At 63.0% G+C, this 13,690-nt stretch carries 10 protein-coding genes; 5 read left to right on the plus strand and 5 right to left on the minus strand.

Features of this window, described 5'->3' with window-relative positions:
* Positions 1 to 70: 70 nt before the first annotated feature.
* Together mgtA and GGR38_RS21430 are read right to left on the minus strand one after the other, a co-directional pair.
* Positions 71 to 2,629: a magnesium-translocating P-type ATPase gene (gene mgtA / locus GGR38_RS21425; protein WP_183628609.1), complete on the minus strand. Its 2,559-nt coding sequence runs from the start codon at positions 2,627 to 2,629 to the stop codon at positions 71 to 73.
* A 60-nt stretch (positions 2,630 to 2,689) separates the two neighbouring features.
* Positions 2,690 to 3,202: an SRPBCC family protein gene (locus GGR38_RS21430; protein ID WP_183628611.1), complete on the minus strand. Its 513-nt coding sequence runs from the start codon at positions 3,200 to 3,202 to the stop codon at positions 2,690 to 2,692.
* Between the two features lie 161 nt (positions 3,203 to 3,363).
* Here GGR38_RS21430 and chrA point away from each other — a divergent pair, with 161 nt between their 5' ends.
* Together chrA and GGR38_RS21440 are read left to right on the plus strand one after the other, a co-directional pair.
* Entirely contained in the window at positions 3,364 to 4,668 is a 1,305-nt protein-coding gene (chrA, locus tag GGR38_RS21435; RefSeq protein ID WP_183628613.1) for a chromate efflux transporter, read from the plus strand.
* Positions 4,669 to 4,681: 13 nt separating this feature from the next.
* Positions 4,682 to 5,392 carry a superoxide dismutase gene (locus tag GGR38_RS21440; RefSeq protein WP_246405146.1) on the plus strand — a complete coding sequence of 237 codons (711 nt, stop codon included), beginning with the start codon at positions 4,682 to 4,684 and terminating at the stop codon, positions 5,390 to 5,392.
* A gap of 47 nt (positions 5,393 to 5,439) precedes the next feature.
* Here the strand turns inward: GGR38_RS21440 and GGR38_RS21445 are convergent, their stop codons facing one another.
* Positions 5,440 to 6,546: a hypothetical protein gene (locus GGR38_RS21445; protein WP_183628615.1), complete on the minus strand. Its 1,107-nt coding sequence runs from the start codon at positions 6,544 to 6,546 to the stop codon at positions 5,440 to 5,442.
* Positions 6,547 to 6,697: 151 nt separating this feature from the next.
* Between GGR38_RS21445 and GGR38_RS21450 the strand changes: the two genes are divergently transcribed.
* Positions 6,698 to 9,643, plus strand: coding sequence for a TonB-dependent receptor plug domain-containing protein (locus tag GGR38_RS21450; protein ID WP_183628617.1), 2,946 nt, complete (start codon positions 6,698 to 6,700; stop codon positions 9,641 to 9,643).
* A 34-nt stretch (positions 9,644 to 9,677) separates the two neighbouring features.
* Here GGR38_RS21450 and GGR38_RS21455 read toward each other — a convergent pair whose 3' ends face one another.
* Positions 9,678 to 10,427, minus strand: coding sequence for an SDR family oxidoreductase (locus tag GGR38_RS21455; protein WP_183628620.1), 750 nt, complete (start codon positions 10,425 to 10,427; stop codon positions 9,678 to 9,680).
* A gap of 115 nt (positions 10,428 to 10,542) precedes the next feature.
* On the opposite strand from GGR38_RS21455, the gene GGR38_RS21460 reads away from it, so the two are divergent.
* Positions 10,543 to 11,463: a LysR family transcriptional regulator gene (locus tag GGR38_RS21460; protein ID WP_246405148.1), complete on the plus strand. Its 921-nt coding sequence runs from the start codon at positions 10,543 to 10,545 to the stop codon at positions 11,461 to 11,463.
* Between the two features lie 88 nt (positions 11,464 to 11,551).
* On the plus strand, positions 11,552 to 13,474 hold the full coding sequence (locus tag GGR38_RS21465; protein WP_183628622.1) for an NPCBM/NEW2 domain-containing protein: 1,923 nt from the start codon (positions 11,552 to 11,554) through the stop codon (positions 13,472 to 13,474).
* Between the two features lie 6 nt (positions 13,475 to 13,480).
* Here GGR38_RS21465 and GGR38_RS21470 read toward each other — a convergent pair.
* Positions 13,481 to 13,690: PfkB family carbohydrate kinase (locus GGR38_RS21470; protein ID WP_246405149.1), on the minus strand; the 210-nt coding region annotated here is incomplete at its 5' end.

The following is a 13,690-nucleotide window of genomic DNA, read 5'->3' on the forward strand; positions in this document are numbered from 1 at the left end:
AGGTTTAACGGTTACATCCCGCTGTCACAAACGCAAAACCTTCAAGTATTTCTGATATTCCGTGCGCGTACTAACCGCCCCAGCGGCGGAAGAACCAGACCTTTACGATATGGGTCAGCACGCCATAGGCCAGCAGGAAACCGGCCAGAATGGGCCAGTAGAGCGCGGGCAGCGGCTTGAACCCCAACGTTGCCCCAAGCGGCGAGAAGGGCAGCGCAACCCCGATCGCGCAGATGATCAGCGTGGTGGCGATCAGCGCATTGCTGGCGCGGCTTTGCAGGAAAGGAATGCGCGCGGTGCGGATGATGTGAATGATCAACGTTTGCGTCAGCAGCGATTCCACGAACCAGCCGGTCTGGAACAGCGCCGGATCATGCCATGCGTCAAACACGAAAAGCATGGTGAAATAGGTGGCGTAATCGAAGATCGAACTCATCGGCCCGATAAACAGCATGAAGCGCGCGATATTGCCGATTTCCCAGCGGCGGGGTGTGGTCAGATATTCCGGGTCTACATTGTCGGTGGGGATGGTCGTCTGCGAAAAGTCATAGAGCAGATTGTTGGTCAGCACCTGTAACGGCGCCATGGGCAGGAAGGGCAGGAGGACGGACGCGCCCAGCACGCTGAACATATTGCCGAAATTCGAGCTGGCCCCCATGCGGATATATTTGATGATATTGGCAAAGACCCGCCGCCCCTCGGTCACGCCATCGCCCAGCACGGCAAGGCTCTTTTCCAGCAGGATGATGTCGGCCGATTCCTTGGCGATATCGACCGCCGTATCGACCGAGATGCCCACATCGGCCACCTTGAGCGCGGGCCCATCGTTGATCCCATCGCCCAGAAAGCCCACGACATGGCCATTGGCCTGAAGTGCCGCGATGATCCGCGCCTTTTGCGTGGGCGAAACTTTGGCAAAGACCTGCGTGACCTCGGCTTGCGCTGCCAATTCCGTATCGCTCATCGCCTCGATCTGACGGCCCAGCAGCAATTGGCCGACGTCCAGTCCAACGTCGCGACAGATCTTGGCCGTGACCAGATCATTGTCGCCGGTCAGCACCTTGACCGTGATGCCCGCCTTTTGCAGATCGGCAATGGCGGGGCCTGCGGTTTCCTTGGGCGGATCGAGGAAGGCGGCAAAGCCGATCAGCGTCAGATCGCGCTCATCATTCACCGAATATTGCCCCTCGGCCAGCGCGGGCATGGTGCGACAGGCAATCGCCAGCACGCGGAAACCATCGCGGTTCAGCCCATTGGCCACGGCGCGGATCGCCTCGGCCTGATCCCCTGCAAAAGGCAGCACCTCATCGCCCTTGCGGAATTGGGTGCAGATGCTCAGCACCTCCTCGACCGCGCCCTTGCACACCAGCAGCGCCTCGCCCTCAGGGCGGCGCACCACCACCGAGACGCGGCGGCGCATGAAATCGAAGGGCAGTTCGTCCAGTTTGGTATAATCGCCCGCCGAGATCGGATGCTCTTCCTGCCCCCCATGTTCGAGGATCGCCTCATCCATCAGATTGCGCAGGCCGCTTTCAAACCGGCTGTTGAGCCAGGCATAGGCCAGCACATCGCGATTATCGCGCCCTTCGACATCCAGATGGAGTTTCAACACCACCCGGTCCTGCGTCAGCGTGCCGGTCTTATCGGTGCACAGCACGTCCATCGCGCCGAAATTCTGGATCGCGTTCAAGCGTTTGACGATGGCCCGCTTGCGCGACATGGCAATCGCCCCGCGCGCCAGGTTCATTGTCACCACCATCGGCAGCATTTCGGGCGCCAGCCCCACCGCCACCGCGACGGCAAAGAACAAGGCCTCCAGCCAATTATGCTTGGTCACGCCATTGATGATGAACACCAAAGGCACCAACACCGCCATGAAACGCAGCATCAGTCCGACAAACTGGTTCAGCCCGCGATCAAAGCTGCTGGCGGTGTCGGCGCCGACGATCTGTTTGGCCACTTCGCCAAAATAGGTGGTGCGGCCGGTTTTCAGGATGATCCCCTCGGCAAAGCCGCTGACCACGCTCGATCCCATGAAGCACAGGTTGGGGGCATCGAAGGGGGCCGAGGCATCAGCATCGGGCGCAGCGCGCTTTTCCACCGGCATCGCCTCGCCGGTCAGCGAGCTTTCGTTGACATGCAGGTCATGCGCGCTGAGCAAACGCAGATCCGCCGGGATCAGATCGCCCGCCGACAGGCGCACGATATCGCCCGGCACCAGCACTTCGAGCGGCATTTCGACAAAATCGGGCGTGGCGCGTTTTACGCTGGAATGGACCTGCACCATGCGCTTCAGCCGCGCGGCGGCCATGCTGGAGCGATGCTCCTGAACATAGCCAAGCCCGACGCTGAGCAGCACCATGATGGCAATGACAATGGCCGAGCGGTAATCCGAAAGCGCCCATGACGTCACCGCCAGCCCCAGCAGCAGGCCATTGAGCGGGGTCATCAACCGGCGCAGAATCTCGCGCAGGACCGAGAGGCGGACATCATCAGCGATCCGGTTGGGGCCGATGCTGCCCAGCTTTTCCTGCGCTGCCTGCTCCGTCAACCCGCCCGGAGAACTGTCGAAATGGCGATAGAGCGCCGCCTCGTCCATCCTTGCCAGATCAAGCAGCCCATCGGTCATACGCTCGGCCTTTTCGCATGTTGCGGGTGCAGCGCTACGCCAGCATCCGTTTGGCCGCAATCACTTATCACGCTTGGCTTCGCTCAGCGCCTTCATGGTTTTGAGCGCCTCGCCAAACCGCTGCACCCGCTTTTCGCGCCGCTCCTTGATGCCCGCTTCATCTCCGGCGCCTTTGTCCATGTAAAGGATCGAATAGACGAGGCGCGAGGTTGATTTCGTCACCGGCACCACTGCCAGATTGCCGTGATAGAAGGCTTGCCCCTCGACCATGCCATCGGGCATCGCATAGGTATAGGACAGGTCGGTCCGCCCGACGATGACCTCGATCACCCGGCCATTGTTGAGATCGCGCACCGCGCCCACCTCGCCATCCTTGCCCGCGACCAGCCGGCAGGGCGCATGCAGCCATTCGCCAATGTCACAAAACCTGCCGATCCGTGCCCAGACCTGCGCTGCCGGACGGGCGACATCCTGTTCGAGATGGATGGTCTGATAGGCGGGCGTTTCCGCCATCGCCGGGCTGCCCCATGCCGCCAGACCAGCCGCCATCGCCAAAGCATATGCCTTCATCATCGACCTCTCCTGTCTGTTTTTCTGCGTCAAAGCTGTTGCGATGATCACCCGGCGCGATTAATGCTGCGCCTATCGGGATAAAGCAACCTCCCGGTCAGGCGTCAGCCCAAGTGTTGCCTTATCCGGCCTGCCTTTGCGGGCGGAAAGGTATTGGACGCAATATGACGGCCCTTTCTCAACATCCCGATTTCTCCGAATTGCTGCGCGTATCGGCGCGCATCGGCTGCCTCAGTTTCGGCGGGCCTGCGGGGCAAATCGCGCTGATGCATCGCGAACTGGTCGAGGAGCGCGGCTGGATCACCGAGGATCAATATCTCCACGCGCTCAATTTCTGCCACCTGTTGCCGGGGCCGGAGGCGCAGCAACTGGCGATCTGGATCGGATGGAAATTGCATGGCATTCGCGGAGGGCTGGCGGCGGGGCTGCTGTTTGTCATTCCCGGCGCGCTGGTCATTCTGGCGCTCTCGATGCTCTATGGCGCGGCGGCGCATCTGGCGTGGTTTGCCGCGCTGTTTCTGGGGATCAAGGCGGCGGTGCTGGCGATTGTGGTGCAGGCCGTGCTGCGCCTTGCTGGCCGCGCTTTGGGGACGCCGTTTCGTAAAATTGCGGCGGTTGTGTCCTTCCTCGCGCTTTTCCTGTTTAATGCGCCCTTTCCGCTGGTGGTGATCGGGGCGGGCGCGGTCGGCTGGATTGCGGCGCGCTGGCGCCCGGCGCTGCTGGGGCTGAAGGGCGAGGCGGGCTCGCCCCCCGATACGCCGCGCCCCTGGGGCTACAGTGTTCGTGCCGTGCTGATCGGCGCTCTGGCATGGGCCGCGCCGATGGTGGCGGTTTTTGCGCTGTTGGGCCGCGATCATGTGCTGTGGCGGGTAGGGGTGTTCTTCTCCAAGCTGGCGGTCGTCACCTTTGGCGGGGCCTATGCGGTGCTGGCCTATATGGCGCAGCAGGCGGTGTCGGCGCAGCACTGGCTGACCGCCGCCGAAATGGCCGATGGGCTGGGGCTGGCCGAAACGACGCCGGGGCCGTTGATCATGGTCACGCAATTTGTCGGCTATCTGGCCGCATTTCGCGCGCCTGCACCCTTCACCCCGCTGGTGGCCGGATTGATGGGGGCGGGGCTGACCACTTGGGTGACGTTCGCGCCCTGCTTCCTCTGGGTCTTTGCGCTGGCCCCGTGGATCGAGCGGCTGGAGCGCGCCCAATTGCTCAAAGGCGCGCTGGCGCTGGTGACGTCCGCGATTGTCGGGGTGATCGCCAATCTCTCGGCATGGTTCGCGCTGCAAGTGCTGTTTCATGACCTGCGCCCGGTCTGGGGCGGCCTCAACCTGCCCGTTCTGACCAGTTTCGACTGGCGGGCGGGGCTGATTGCCGCGCTATCGGCATGGGCGGTGATTGAGCGTAAATGGAATGTGATCCCCGTTCTGGCCGGTGCCGCTGCTGGTGGCTGGCTGCTCTCGCAGATCTCGTGAAAGGAGTTTCACCATGACTGACATCTCCCGCCGTACCGCGCTGGGCAGCCTTGCGCTGGGCATGGCCGCCGCCGCCGCGCCCATCGAGGTCAGCGCGCAGAGCGCCGCCCCTGCGCCCGCTTTTGCCGGTGGACATCAGCCCAAACCGTTGGGTTTTGATGCGACGAAACTGACCGGCCTGTCGGAAAAGCTGATCCGGTCGCATTGGGAAAACAATTATCAAGGGTCGGTCAAGGCGCTCAACATGGTTGAGGGCCGCCTTGCCGCTGCGATGGCGGACAAGGATCTGCCCCCGGTCATCTATGGCGATCTGAAGCGCGAGGAATTGCACCGCACCGGCTCGGTGATCCTGCATGAACTCTATTTCGAACAGTTCGGCGGCGATGGGCAGGCCAAGGGCGCAATCCGCGAGGCTCTGGCCAGGAGTCACGGCAGTTTCGAGGCTTGGGAGGCTGAATTTCGCCGCACCGCCATGGCGCTTGCCGGAGGGTCGGGCTGGTGCATTCTGGCGTGGAACCAATACACGAAGTCGCTGCATAATTACTGGGCATGGGATCACACCAATGGGCCGGTGACGGGAACCCCGCTGCTGGTGCTGGACATGTATGAACACGCCTTTGCCATCGATTATGGCGCGGCGGCGGCCAAATATGTCGATGCCTTCATGCACAACATCGACTGGGGCGTGGTCGATGCGCGTTATCGCAAGGCGGTCGGGAATTGATGTACTGTATAGTACATCAAACGGCGCGGCGGATGATGGGGCATGGTCTAAGGGGTAGCGGGCTTGGGCGCGGGCAGGGGAGCAATGGCGATCCGCCCAGCTTGAAATGAGCCCAGCCACAATTCGCGCCCCATGATCGCGGCGGCGGACAATCCGTTGAAATCCTTGCGCGGGGTTCCATAGGCGATGGTGGCAATCCGTCCCTGCGTCAGATCGACTTCTCCCACGATCCATCCGCGTGGGCAGAGCATCGGGTCGGCCGCGCCGTCAACCACCTTGCGCAGGCCTCCACAGGCGGGTTCATCATAACGCATCCCGGCCAGCAGGAGGTGGCCATCGCTCCAGTGGATATTGTCGGGCATGAAATCGGGAGCGACGATGCGGCGCACCGGCCCGCGCGGATCGCTTCGGTCAAAGACCGCGACCGCGTGCTGGCCAAAGGCAATGGTGTAAAAATGGCGCTCGTCGGGGTCGCTTTCGATGCCATTGTTGCCGGGCAGCGCGGTGCCGGGCATTTCGTGAAAAGCAGGCTCGCCGGGGCGCCATGACCATACGGCGCCCGTGTCGCGGCCCAGCACGAAATCGGCGATGCTGGTGCCGGGGCGGGTCAGCACAGTGGCCAGAATCTGGCCATCGGCAAAGCTGGTGACGCTGTTGCCGACCTGTCCTGCGGGCATGGGAATACAGCCGCGCCATTGCAGCGTGGGGCGGTCGGCAGCGGCATTGACGTCAAAGACCTCGACCGATTCCCGCCCGCCGTGATTGACCACCAGCAGACGCCAGCGATCCGGCCCGGAGGCGCGCAGATTGAGCCCGCGGTCATTGAGCAGCGCCGGATCGGGCGGGCCGGGGCAATGGGGATAGGCGGCGGTATCGGGGGCGATCTGGTCGGGCGAGCCCTTGTACCAGAACTCCATCCTGCGCGCGGTCGCGTCGATCAGTTTCAGCCCCGCGCCCTTGGCAAAGCCGCTGGCGATCAGCCAGCGCGTGCCGGGCAGGGCGAGAATATCCTCGGGCCTTTCGGCGCCGCAAATATAGGCCAGTTCCTCATCGGGGGCGCATGTTTGGGCCGATTGGGCGCGGGCGGGCAGGGGCGCCAACGAGCAGGCCAGAGCCGCCGCCGCGATAAAAGGGCGTCTTAAACTCGCAGGCATTTGTCCGTTCTCCCACGCGGCGCTCGTGTGTCTTTGTGATCACATCTTTTAGGTAACGAAATGGTTAGTTTCATATTTCGTTGACCTTGGCCAGAGCCTTTTCTATCCGGCCCCTAACGCTTCAAAGAAGTGCAAGTGGGAGGGGTTCCAGATGTCATACGCCAAGCAGAGTCTCATTGTGTCCGCCAGCCTGATCGGCCTTTCGGCGGCTTTCAGCGCGCCCGCGATGGCGGCCGATGATGCGGCCAAGGCTCAGGAAATCGTGGTGACCGGATCACTGATCAAGCGGCCCAACAACACCGCCGTCAGCCCCATCGTTTCGGTGGGCGAGGCCACGATCAAGGAATCGGGCGCCGCCACGCTTCAGGACGCGCTTAATCAGGTGCCCAGCTTTACCGTGGGCGGCAATGCGGCCACCGGCGGTCAGGGCGGGGGCGGGCGTGCCTCGATCAACCTGCATGGGCTTGGGACCAACCGCAACCTCGTGCTGCTCGACGGGCATCGCCTGCCGGTGTCGGACATCAACGGCAATGTCGACGTCAACATCCTGCCCGATGCGATCATTTCCAGCGTCGATGCGATCACCGGGGGCGCCTCGGCGGTCTATGGTTCGGACGCCATGTCGGGCGTGGTCAATTTCAAGACCATCCGCAATTTCGAAGGCATCAAGGCCGACATCATGAACTCGATCAGCCAGCAGGGCGACGCGTTCAAGTTCAACGCCTCGCTGGCGCTTGGCACCAAATTTGCCGATGATCGCGGCCATCTGATCGCCGCCTTCAGCTATGCCAAGCAGGATCCGGTGGCGAACAATTCGCGGTCCTTCTTCATGGACAAGGTGCCCTCGTCCTATATCGGCACCGGCACCTTTGTGCCCAGCGCCAGCAACACGCCCAATGCCGCCGTGGTTCAGGGCATCTTCGCCGGCTATGGCGTGACCAGCCTGCCAGCCAATTACCAACTGGCCAACCTTGGCTTCAACAATGACGGCTCGCTGTTCATCCAGAACGGGGCGCAGAATTATAAGGGCGCCAATGGCACCAACGGCTATGCGCTGGTGGGCAACAATGTGCGTATGCCGGTGGGTCAGCAGGGCAATCTGCTCAACGCGCTGGATCGCAAGACCGCCTTTATCAAGGGCGATTTCGAAATCACCCCCAGCCTGACCGCCTATGGCCAGTTCATGTTCGTCGACCTGTCGGTCAACACCAACAGCGGCGGCAGCCTGACCCAGTTCCCCACGCTGACCACCATTCCGGTGTCGAACCCGTTCATCCCGACTGACCTGCGCACGATCCTTGCCTCGCGCGCCAACCCGACCGCAAACTTCAACTGGAACGGGCGCTATGTGGGCGTGCCGTGGAAGAATTGGGACGAAAACTATCAGGTTCAGCAATATCTGGCCGGGTTGAAGGGCCAGATCGGCGGCGGCTGGAGCTTTGACGTTTACGCATCCTATGACCAGTCGGTGCATAATCAGATCATGCATAATGCTGTGCTGAAAAGCCGGGTGCAGACGCTGCTCAACGCGGCCGATGGCGGCAATTCGATTTGCGCTGGCGGGTTCAATCCGTTTGGCGATGCCAATGCGCGCTCGCTCTCGGATGCTTGCCGCGCCTATATCACCAAGGACACGTTCAGCCAGGAACGCCTGAGCCAGACGCAGGTTCAGGGTCAGGTCAATGGCTCGCTGTTCGATCTGGGCGCGGGGCCGGCGCAAATCGCGCTGGTGGCCGATTACCGCAAGAACACCTATTCCTTCACTCCCGACACCGACATGACTGCGCTGAGCGGATGGGCGCCGGGGGCCAATGTCGAAGGCTTTACCGCCACCATCGGCGTGCCGAAAAAGGCGATTTCGGTGAAGGAATTTGCCGCTCAGATCGACGTTCCCCTGTTGGCCGACAGGGCATGGGCGCAGGAGCTGGCGGTGGGAGCCGCCGGACGCATTTCCGATTATTCGGTGACGGGTTCGGTCAAATCCTATGAATTCGACGCCCGTTGGCGCCCGACGCGCAACCTGCTGGTGCGCGGTTCGTATCAGCGCGCGGTGCGCGCGCCCAACATCGGCGAACTCTTCTCGCCGCCCTCGGGTTCGCAGTTGGTCATCGGCACGCCCCCTTCTTCCATCGGCGATCCTTGCGATGTGCGCTCCTCGGCGCGCACCGGGGCCAATGGCGCGCAGGTCGCCACGCTTTGCGCCGCGCAGGGCGTGCCCTCGGCGCTGATCTCCAGCTATCAGTTCCCCACGACCGCGACCGGCCAGACCGTGGCGGGCAATTCGGGTGTGACGCCCGAAACCGCCGATACCTTTAACATCGGCATCGTCCTCAATTCGCCGTTCCAGAGCGGGCCGCTCTCGGAATTGTCGCTCTCGGTCGATTATTACAACATCAACATCAAGAATGTGATTTCCTCGGTTCCGGGCCTGACCGTGCTGTCGAAATGCTACAATCTGGATGGCTCGAACCCGGGCTATTCGACCGGCAACCCCTATTGCCAACTGATCTCGCGTGATAATTCGACTGGGCAATTGCTGACCGTCTCGACGCCCTATCTCAATCTGGGGGCGGTCAAGACCGATGGCATCGAGGCCCAGATCCACTGGGGCACGCGTGCCTCTGCGCTGGGTTCGGGCGGCAAGGTCTATATCGACACCGCGATTGGCTGGCTTCACGCCTATAAGGTGCAATTGCTGCCGGGCGCCGCTTTCCTCGATTACACCGGCGTCAGCGTCGGCGGGTCGAACCCCGGATCGGTGCCGCCACGCGCCACGCCGCAATGGCGCGCTTTGACCACCTTTGGCATCAAGAACGATGTGTTCGGCGCCGGCCTGCGCTGGCGCTATCAGAGCGGGATGAAGGACGCGAGCGCCGTGCTGACCCCGACCAACACGCAGGTGGGCGTGGGCGTCTATGAGCTGTGGGATCTGTTCGGTTCGGTCAAGGTCAACAAGAACTTTGAACTGCGCGCGGGCGTGAACAACATGTTCAACAAGAGCCTGCCCTTTGTCGCCAGTTCGCAGAACGGCACCGATACGGCGATGTATGATGCCATCGGGCGTTCGTTCTATGTCGGTCTGAAACTGGCGATGTGATGATGTGGGGGGCGGGGCGATCAACGCCCCGGCCTCACAGGTTGCTCATCCCGCCGTCGATGATCAGCTCGCTGCCCACGGTAAAGCGCGATTCGTCCGAGGCGAAGTAAACGAAGGCATCGGCAATCTCACGCGGGGTGCCAAAGCGGCCCACGGGCAACTGGCCAAGGATCGCCTGCTGCATGCCGCCCAATTGCTCCTCGCTCAGGCCCAGCTTGCCATAAAGCGGGGTGGCGACGGGGCCGGGGCTGATGACATTGGCGCGGATGCCCCGGCCGATCAATTCGCCCGACAGCGTGCGCGCCAGCGAGATCAGCGCGGCCTTGGTGGCGGCATAGACGCTGGAATTGGGCATGCCGATGCGCGCGTTGATCGAGCCGTTAAAGACAATCGAGGCCGGATCGCTGAGCAGGGGCAGCAGCGCCTGGATCAGGAAATAGGGGCCTTTTACGTTGACGGCAAAGGAGCGGTCGAAACCGGCCTCGTCGAAATTTTCCACCGGGCGGAAATCGCCCACGCCCGCATTGATGACCAGTGCGTCGAGCCTGCCGAATTCGGCCGCGATCACCTCGGCAATGGTCTTTTGCGCGGCCACATCGCCCGCATCGGCCAGAATGGTGATCACATCGCCGCCCAGCTCGGCCTTGGCGGCGGCCAGCTTTTCCGCGCTGGTGCCGGTGATGGCCACGCGCGCGCCCTCGGCCAGAAAGCGCTGGGCGGTGGCAAGGCCGATGCCGCTGGTGGCGCCGGTGATCAGGGCGGTCTTGTTGTCAAGTCGGGTCATGGTTTGGGTCCTTTCCTTGGTTGCCTGCGCCTGATTGCGCTGACAAAACCCATCTATCCCTGACTGATGTATTGATCGATGGCGCAGATATGATCTATTCATTCAGGATAACTGAATGAAAGACTGCTCCATGGACCGGCTCCGCGCCTTTGAAGTCTTTACCGCGGTTGTCGCGCGCAATGGCTTTGCCCGTGCCGCCGATGCGCTCGACACCTCGCCCGCCAATGTCACGCGCTATGTGGCTGATCTTGAGGCGCATCTGGGCGCGCGTCTGCTCAACCGCACCTCGCGGCGCATTTCGCTGACCGAGGCGGGGGCGGCGCTTTATGAGCGGCTGCGCAATGTGCTGGACGATGTGGCCGAGGCCGAAGCGGCGGCCAGCGCCGACAGCCGCGCCCCGCGCGGTCGCCTGCGGATCAATGCCCCGCTCAGCTTCGGCGTGCTGCATCTGGCTCCGCTCTGGCCGCGCTTCATGGCGGTCTATCCCGATGTGGATCTGGACATCAATCTGTCCGACCGCGTGGTCGATCTGGTGGAGGAAGGCTTCGATCTGGCGATCCGCATCTCGCGCGGCGGGTCGCAGGCGCATGTTGCGCGCAAGCTGGCGACCTCACGCAACATCGTCTGCGCCTCGCCCGATTATGTCGCGGCCCATGGTGCCCCGGCCTCTCCGGCGGATCTGGAGCATCACGCCTGCGTGGCTTATACGCAGACGCCCGCGCCCGACGAATGGCAATTCCTCGATGCTTCGGGCCAGCCCTATGCGGCGCGGATCCGATCACGCTTTGCCGCGAATAATGGCGATACGGTGCGCGCCATGGCCCTGTCGGGGCAGGCTATCGCGTGGCTTCCCACCTTTCTTGCCGGTGATGATCTGCGCGCGGGGAGGCTGATTCACCTGATGCCCGATCATGCGCCGCCGCCTATCCACATCCTCGCCGTCTATCCCAGCCGCCGCCATCTTTCAGCTAAGGTGCGGGCCATGGTCGATTTTCTGGCCGATGCGTTTCGGGGCGTGCCTGTGTGGGAGAGGTAAGAGCGTGCAATCGGTTGCTGTGACCGAATAATTACGATAAATAGGATAAAAGAGGCGCAAGGGCCTCGATCATGGATCAGGGGAAAACATGTCCAACCGCGCCGCCACCTCGCTCCTTCTGTGCAGTGCCCTGCTGCTCTGCGCCCCCGTCGTCTGGGCGAAACCGGCCCCCCAAGGCCCGCAACCCTCAGGCCGGTGGTCCTATGAGCCGGTCGGCTCGGCCCCCTTGCCGCCGATGGGCTGGAACAGTTGGAACGCCTTTGGCGTCGATATTACCGAGGCCAAAGTGCTGGGTTCGGCCAATGTGATCCGCTCGACGGGCCTGCAAGAGGCCGGTTACGTCAATATCAACATCGACGATGGCTGGTGGCGCAAAAGGCGCAGCGCGGACGGGCGGATGCAGATCCGCACCAACCTCTTCCCCAGCGCAGCCACCGGCGGGCCGCAGGAAACCTCGTTCCGCCCCTTCACCGATCATCTGCACGCTATGGGTTTCAAGGCGGGCATCTACACCGACATCGGCCGCAACGCCTGTTCGCAGGCATGGTCGCCGGGCAATCCCAACCTGCCCGAAGGCACGCAGCCCGAGCGCGAAGTGGGCCTGCACGGCCATGTTGCGCAGGATCTAGCGCTCTATTTCGGGGAATGGAATTTCGACACGATCAAGGTCGATTCCTGCGGCCTTGCCCATTATCCCGCCGACAAGCCGACCGTGCGCAACGGCACCTATCGCGCCTTCGGCCCGATCATGGCCGACGCCGTGCCCAACCGCACCGACATTCCGGCGGTCAAAGCGCTCTATGGCGAGGCGCGCGACGCCCTGCGCCGGATCCGGCCCAAGGGCGATTACATCCTTTCGCTGTGCAATTGGGGCGCGGGTAATGTCCGCAGTTGGGGCCCGGATTATGGCACCACATGGCGCACCAGCAATGACATCGACGCCACATGGGGCCGAATGCTGCATAATTTCGACAGCGTGGCCACGCGCGAATTCTATGCCGGGCCGGGCCATTGGAGCGATCCCGACATGCTCGAAGTGGGCAATGGTGAATTTGACGCCGCCCATCTGACCGAGGCGCGGGCGCATATGAGCCTGTGGGCGATCGCCTCGGCCCCGCTCATCATCGGCACCGATCTGACGCGCGCGCCGCAGGGCATCATCGACGTTCTTGGCAACCGCGAGGTGATCGCCGTCAATCAGGACCGTGCGGGCCATCAGGGCGTGCTGGCCTATGCCGACAGCGAGCGCGAGATTGTGGTCAAGACGCTGAGTGAAACGGGGGCCAAGGCGGTGGTCCTGTTCAATCGCACCGCCGTGCCGACCGATATCACCCTGACCGCGCAGCACCTGAAAATGCGTGGCGATGCGCCCATTGCGCTGCGTGATCTGTGGGGCGGGGCGGATCGCGATCCCCTGCTGGGCCAGCGCGTGTTTCACCTCGGGCCTCACGAGGCGATCATGCTCAAGGCCGTGGGCACGCCCGAACTGGCCAAGGGGCGCTATATTTCGGAAATGCCAGGGCGGGTGCATGTCGCCGCTGACGGCATAGCCGTGCTGGAGCCCGATCCGATCATCCACCGTCCCGCCGATCCCTATCATCCGGGCACGACCAGCACCGGCAACCGACCCGCCTATGCCGGATGGGGCGGGCCGAGGGCCGATGCCACGCCCTATGATCAGACCCTCTCGATTGCCGGCGCGAGTTTCCGTTCGGGGCTGGGGACACTGGCGGGTGCCCGCCTTGAGGTGAAGGCGGACGGCCAGTTTCAGCGCTTTTCGGCACGGGTGGGCGTGGACGATTCAACCCGTGGCCGCCGTGCGGGCGTGCGCTTTGAGGTCTATGGCGACGGCCGCCTGTTGGCCACTTCGCCGGTGATGCGCTTTGGCTCTCCTGCGGCGGAATTGTCGGCGCCGACCGGGCGGGCGCGGGTGATCGAACTGATTGCCCGCCAGATCGGCCCGGACATTGCCAATGTGGTGGTCACATGGGGTGATGCCCGGGTCGAATAGGCCTATTTACCGCCGGACATCGCCTGAACTGCCTGTAAAGCCGTCCACTTCCTCTCGGGACAGGCGGAGCCAGTCGCCGTGGAGGGAGTGCTTGAGGGCATTCATCGCCAGACCGAGCCGGGCCATTTTCTGCGCGTCGCCGCCCTCCAGCCAGCCTGTGAGGACGCCCGCCGCAAAGGCATCGCCCGATCCTACGCGGTCGATGATATCGGTGAT

The sequence above is a fragment of the Novosphingobium sediminicola genome (genome assembly GCF_014196525.1).
Taxonomy (GTDB): Bacteria; Pseudomonadota; Alphaproteobacteria; order Sphingomonadales; family Sphingomonadaceae; genus Novosphingobium; species Novosphingobium sediminicola.

Coding starts and splice junctions, on each gene's coding strand:
- GGR38_RS21445 (WP_183628615.1), bottom strand. CDS start 6,546: ATGCCTGCGAGTTTAAGACGCCCTTTTATCGCGGCGGCGGCTCTGGCC.
- chrA (WP_183628613.1), top strand. CDS start 3,364: ATGACGGCCCTTTCTCAACATCCCGATTTCTCCGAATTGCTGCGCGTA.
- mgtA (WP_183628609.1), bottom strand. CDS start 2,629: ATGACCGATGGGCTGCTTGATCTGGCAAGGATGGACGAGGCGGCGCTC.
- GGR38_RS21440 (WP_246405146.1), top strand. CDS start 4,682: ATGACTGACATCTCCCGCCGTACCGCGCTGGGCAGCCTTGCGCTGGGC.
- GGR38_RS21460 (WP_246405148.1), top strand. CDS start 10,543: ATGAAAGACTGCTCCATGGACCGGCTCCGCGCCTTTGAAGTCTTTACC.
- GGR38_RS21430 (WP_183628611.1), bottom strand. CDS start 3,202: ATGATGAAGGCATATGCTTTGGCGATGGCGGCTGGTCTGGCGGCATGG.
- GGR38_RS21465 (WP_183628622.1), top strand. CDS start 11,552: ATGTCCAACCGCGCCGCCACCTCGCTCCTTCTGTGCAGTGCCCTGCTG.
- GGR38_RS21455 (WP_183628620.1), bottom strand. CDS start 10,427: ATGACCCGACTTGACAACAAGACCGCCCTGATCACCGGCGCCACCAGC.
- GGR38_RS21450 (WP_183628617.1), top strand. CDS start 6,698: ATGTCATACGCCAAGCAGAGTCTCATTGTGTCCGCCAGCCTGATCGGC.